Raw genomic sequence first — 6,221 nt, forward strand, 5'->3', positions numbered from 1 at the left:
AAAACTATAATATGTACCGTGCGTTATGCGGGAATTTAAGCCTTCTGAGAATTATATCAAACTAAAGTAGATAAATTAATTTATCGAAATAGGATTCTATGAATAAGGAATTTAATTTGTATATTTTTACAGATTAATGATAACGGTAGATTATTATGAATTGTACTTTAATTATGATTGGAACAGAATTGTTGAATGGAGCAACAATAGATACAAATAGTATCTTTATGGCTGAAGAGTTAAATAAAGTAGGTATAAAAATTGATTATAAGTTAACTTCAGGAGATTCATTAGAAAAAATAATAGAAGCTATAAAATTTGGAAAAGAAAAAAGTGAATTAATTATTTTATCTGGAGGTTTAGGAGCAACAGATGATGATTTAACAAAACAAGCTATTGGAATATTTTTAAATAAAAATCTTTTTATTGAGGAAAGTGAGTTACTAGAATTAAAAGAAAAATTTAAAAAATTAAATATAGAATTTTTAGAAAAAAATAAAAAAGAGGTAGAAAAGCCAGAAGGAGCAATATCAATATCAAATGATGTTGGTATGGCACCAGCATTTTTTATTGATGGAATAGCGGCTTTTCCAGGAGTTCCGAAAGAGCTGTATAATATGTTTCCTAAGTTTCTTCAATACTATACTGATAAATATTGTGAGAAAATAGATCCTATTTATATTAAAGATTTAATAATATCTGGAATTCCAGAATCTATATTGGAGGAAAAAATCAAAGAATTTTTTATAGAACCAAATATAGAATATGAATTTTTAGTGAAAGATTATGGTATAGTAGTAAGAATGCAAACATCACTTAGATTTAAAAACACAGTAGAAAAAATTAAGGAAAAGATATATAATAGTATAGGTAATAATATAATCTGTGAAGATGATGAAAAAATAGAAGAAAAAGTTATAAATATTTTAAAAAAGAAAAAATATACATTATCTGTTGCAGAATCTTGTACAGGTGGAATGCTATCTTCAACAATCATAAGCCTTCCAGGTGTATCTGAAATTTTTAAAGAAGGATTAGTAACATATAGTAATGAATCAAAGATAAATCAATTAAAAGTAAATGAAGATATAATAAAAAGATATGGAGCTGTAAGCAAAGAGGTAGCGGAAAGGATGGTTGCTGGACTAAAAACAGATATTGGGATATCTACAACAGGCATTGCAGGCCCGAGTGGAGGGACTGAATCTAAACCAATTGGTCTTGTTTATATAGGAATTAAAGTTAAAGAAAAAATTATAAGCTTTAAATTTAATTTTATAGGGGATAGGGAAAAAATAAGAAAAAAAACAGTCCTCCATAGTCTATTTGAACTATATAAAATATTAGAGGAGGATGAGTAACAAAGTGAGTATAGGAGAAAGAATAAAAAAAAGTAGAAATGAAAAATCGTTATCACTTCGAGAACTAGCAACAAAAGTTGATTTATCAGCTAGTTTTTTATCTCAAATAGAGCAAGGAAAAGCATCTCCTTCAATTGAAAATTTAAAAAAAATAGCGAATTCGTTGGACGTAAGAGTTAGTTATTTAATTGAAGATGAAGAGGTAAAAAAGAACTCTGATTTAATTAGAGCTAAAGAGAGAAAATTTGTAGAGAGTATTGATTCTAAGACAACAATTTCTCTTTTAACATCATCAAATATAGAAAAAAGTATGGAACCAATATTATACGAAATTGGACCAGGTGGAGAAAGTGGAAGAAGTTATTATACACATCCAGGAGAAGAATTTATATTTATTCTTGAAGGAAGTATAGATATATATATAGAAGAAGCTATACATAATTTACATGAAGGTGATAGCTTCTATTTTAAATCTAGTCAAAAGCATAGATTTAAAAATAATACAGAGAAAAGAGCCAAAGCTCTTTGGGTGGTAAATCCACCAACATTTTAATTATGGAGGCAAGTGATGAATATAGAAGTAAAGGTATTAAATTCTACAAGATTAACAAAATTGTTAATCGCAGCAAGTAGATGGCTATCAAAATATTCAGATGTTTTGAATGATTTGAATGTTTATCCAGTACCTGATGGAGATACAGGAACAAATATGTCGATGACGTTGCAAGCAGTTGAAAATGAATTAATAAAATTAAATCACGAACCCGATATGGAAGAACTTGCAGAAATAGTTTCAGAAGCTATTCTTTTAGGAGCGAGAGGAAATTCAGGAACGATATTATCTCAAATTATTCAAGGTTTCTTAGATGGTGTAAAAACTAAAGAAGAAGTAACGGTTGATGATGTCAAGATTGCTTTTAGATTAGCTAAAGAAAAAGCTTATAAAGCTGTAAGTGAACCTGTAGAAGGAACAATGTTAACAGTTATTAGACGAGTTGCTGAAGAAGCAGAAAAGTATAGTGGTCCAGCAGATGACTTTATTCCATTTTTAATATATTTAAAAGAAGCAGCAGCAGATGCAGTACAAGAAACACCAAATCAATTGCCTAAATTAAAAGAAGCAGGTGTTGTTGATGCGGGAGGACAAGGAATATTCTATATATTAGAAGGGTTTGAAAAATCAATTACAGATCCTGAAATGTTACATGATTTAGAGAGAATAGTTCAATCTCAAGCAAAAAGAAAAGATATAATGGAACATTCAAGTTCTCATGTATTTGAGGATATTAAATTTAAATATTGTACAGAATTTGTTATTGAAGCTGGAAATTTTGATATTGATGATTATAAATCAAAGATAATAAACTATGGTGATTCAGTAGTTTGTGCTCAAACTTCAAAAAAAACAAAAACACATATTCATACAAATAATCCAGGATTAGTTTTAGAAATTGCTGGAAATTTAGGGAATTTATCGAATATAAAAATTGATAATATGGAAATTCAACATAAAAATTTACTTTTATCTGATGCTGAAAACTATAAAGCAGATAAAAAGGGAAAAATATTAATTCAGAATGAAAATAGTAAACCAATAGCTTATTTTGCAGTCGTTGATAATTTAGAATTAGGAAATTTATTCTTAAACAATGGAGCTACTGCTGTATTAATTGGAGGGCAAACACAAAATCCAAGTGTAGCAGATATTGAAGAGGGAATAAATAAAATAAAAGCAGATAAAATAGTTTTGTTGCCTAATAATAAAAACATAATAGGATCAGCAAAATTAGCTGCAGAAAGATCTTCTAAAGAAGTTATTGTTTTAGAAACTAAAACAATGTTAGAAGGTGAATATGTTGTAAGAAATAAAGAATTTGGGATGGATGAAATCTTAAAGCAACTTCCATTTAATGCAACAATAGAAATAACTCAAGCTGTTAGAGATACAAGAGTAGAAAATATAACTATAGCTGAAGGAGACTATATTGCTTTAATTAATGGAAAAATAAAATTAAGAGCATCCACTCTTGAAGAGATAGTTGGAAGTGTTTATAAAACATGTATAAATAGTGAAACATTAAGTATATTTGCGTGTATTGGAAAAGGTTCAACAGAAGAAGCCAATAGAGTATTAAAAGAAATAAAATCAACAGTTAAATATTCTGATTTGGTTATTGGTCAAGAAAACTATCCGTACTATATATATATAACGAATAGGAACCCAGAAATGCCAGAAATAGCTATCGTAACAGATTCTACGTCCGATTTAACACCTGAAATGATAAAAGGCTTAGATGTGGATATTATACCGTTAAAAATCAAATTGGCAGGAGATACATATTATAGAGATGGAGTAGACATATCTAAAGGTGAATTTTGGAAACAACTTTTAAAAGATGGAGTTGTACCAAAAACATCACAACCATCACCAGCAGAGTTTAAAGAACTTTATGAAAAATTACTGGCAAAAGGTTATAAAAAAATAATTTCAATTCATATATCAAGTAAATTAAGTGGAACTCAGCAAGCTGCAAGAGTAGCTAGAGGGATGTTAAATAAAGAAAATGAAATAGCAATTGTAGATTCTAAAGTAGTAACATTTGCATTAGCTCACATAGTTATTGAAGCTGCAAAATTAGTCAAAGAAGGAAAAACATTTGAAGAAATTATTGAATGGATTGATGAAACGAAAACTAAAATGAAAGTTTATTTTGTTGTAAAAGAACTAACATATTTAGAAAAAGGTGGAAGAATTGGAAGAGCATCATCGATTATAGGTAGTTTTTTGAAAATAAAACCAGTTTTAAAACTAGAGAATGGAGAAGTTTGTATAGAAACTAAAGCACTTGGAGAAAGAGGAGCTTTAGCTTATATGGAAAAAATTCTCAAAAATGAAAAAAATTCAATTATAATGTATACTGGTTGGGGTGGAACTCGTAGTGAGTTAGAAGCTGCAGATCAACTAAGAAGTATAGCTGAAAAAACAAAAAAATTAGACTATAGAGCAAGAATGGAAATAGGTTCAACTATCTCATCTCATACAGGACCTGTTTATGGAATGGGAATTATAAATAAAATAAGATAATTGAAAATAGCTAGATCTCTTATCTAGCTATTTTCATAAATAAAATCTTTATTTAACAAGTTAAATAAGAACCTATAGAAAAAGTTTTAAAAGTATTGACTGGAGATTGAAAAGAAAATATAATAAAGAAAAAACCATAGGAGGATAAAATGGCAATATTAGTATGTGGTGGAGCAGGGTATATTGGAAGTCATGCAGTAAGAGCTCTATTAGAGGCGAAAAGAGAAGTTGTTGTTTTAGATAATATGCAAACAGGACATGTAGATGCCGTTCCTGAAAATGTGAAATTAGCTTTAGGAGATTTAAGAGATCTAGAATTTTTAAAAAGAGTTTTTAAAGAAAATAAAATAGAAGGAGTTATACATTTTGCTGCAGATTCATTAGTAGGAGAAAGTATGACAAATCCTTCGAAATATTTTGAAAATAATGTAGTGGGTACTATGAATTTGTTAAATATAATGAAAGAATTTAAAGTTAAAAATATTGTATTTTCTTCAACAGCAGCAACTTATGGAGAACCTAAAAATATACCAATTTTAGAAGCACAAGAAACTATACCAACAAATCCTTATGGAGAAAGTAAGTTAATGGTTGAAAAATTATTGAAATGGTATGATTATGCTTATGGTATAAAATATACAGCTCTTAGATATTTTAATGTTGCAGGAGCATTTTTAACAGGTGAAATAGGAGAAGATCATAGTCCAGAAACACATTTAATTCCAATTATTTTACAAGTAGCTTTAGGTAAAAGAGAAAAAATTGGGATATATGGAAATGATTATCCAACAGAAGATGGAACTTGCATAAGAGATTATGTACATGTAATGGACTTAGTTGACGCTCATATTTTAGCTTTAGATAGATTAAAAAATGGAGGAGAAAGCACAGTTTATAATTTAGGTAATGGAGAGGGATTCTCTGTTAAACAAGTTATTGAAGTAGCAAGAAAAGTAACAAAACATGAAATTCCTGCAGAAATTTTAGCAAGAAGAGCAGGAGATCCTGCTAAATTAGTTGCTAGCTCTGAAAAAGCAATGAAAGAATTAAAATGGAAGCCAAAATACGCATCACTAGATTCAATGATAAAAACAGCATGGAAGTGGCATAAAGAAAATCCTGAAGGATATAACGACTAAAAAATTAGGCAGAATTCTGCCTAATTTTAATTTAAAGGAGAAATTATGAGAATATACAGATTTGATGAAATCGACTCAACAAATAAGTTTTTAAGAGAAAAAGAAGATATTTTAGAACAAGATTTAGCGATAGCTAAAATACAAACAGCTGGAAGAGGTAGAAGAGGAAATAAATGGAGTTCAAAAGAAGGCGCTGCATTATTTTCCTTCGTATTAAAACATGATGATCAAATTGAAGAAAAAGAATATATGAAACTACCTCTTTTAGTGGGATACTCACTTTTATATTCTTTAAAAAAAGTGGAAAATTTAGATTATAAATTTAAATGGACCAATGATTTGTTTTTAGATGAAAAGAAAATAAGTGGCATATTAGTAGAAAAAATAAAAAATAATTATATTATAGGAATAGGACTAAATTTGAATAATACAAATTTAGAAGAAGCTGAAAATATAGGTATTTCATTAAAAAATAAGACTGGTAAAGATTATAATACAGGTGCGACACGTTTCATAATGAAAAGTTATGACATGTTAAAAGTAGCTTAGTAGAAGCGAAATAACAGAGAACTGTATTTTCGAGAAGTAGAATGAAGGAGTAACGCCCTGAAATGCTTCCTCTGATACTCCGATATG

At 28.6% G+C, this 6,221-nt stretch carries 5 protein-coding genes; all 5 read left to right on the forward strand.

Translation table 11 applies throughout. The annotated features are described in order from the left end of the window. The first annotated feature begins 155 nt into the window (after positions 1-155). Positions 156-1,361, forward strand: a complete 1,206-nt coding sequence (locus ACRCZX_RS09430) for a CinA family nicotinamide mononucleotide deamidase-related protein (protein WP_438582671.1) — start codon at positions 156-158, stop codon at positions 1,359-1,361. 4 nt (positions 1,362-1,365) lie between these two features. Then, a complete protein-coding gene (locus ACRCZX_RS09435; protein WP_438582672.1) occupies positions 1,366-1,914 on the forward strand; it encodes a helix-turn-helix domain-containing protein in 549 nt (182 codons plus the stop codon). Positions 1,915-1,929: 15 nt separating this feature from the next. Next, on the forward strand, positions 1,930-4,446 hold the full coding sequence (locus ACRCZX_RS09440; protein ID WP_438582673.1) for a DegV family protein: 2,517 nt from the start codon (positions 1,930-1,932) through the stop codon (positions 4,444-4,446). Positions 4,447-4,595: 149 nt separating this feature from the next. Further along, positions 4,596-5,585 carry a UDP-glucose 4-epimerase GalE gene (gene galE / locus ACRCZX_RS09445; RefSeq protein WP_438582674.1) on the forward strand — a complete coding sequence of 330 codons (990 nt, stop codon included), beginning with the start codon at positions 4,596-4,598 and terminating at the stop codon, positions 5,583-5,585. Between the two features lie 45 nt (positions 5,586-5,630). Further along, positions 5,631-6,134: a biotin--[acetyl-CoA-carboxylase] ligase gene (locus ACRCZX_RS09450; protein WP_438582675.1), complete on the forward strand. Its 504-nt coding sequence runs from the start codon at positions 5,631-5,633 to the stop codon at positions 6,132-6,134. Positions 6,135-6,221 lie beyond the last annotated feature (87 nt).

The organism is Cetobacterium sp. (assembly GCF_051658645.1).
In the GTDB taxonomy this organism is placed as follows: domain Bacteria; phylum Fusobacteriota; class Fusobacteriia; order Fusobacteriales; family Fusobacteriaceae; genus Cetobacterium_A.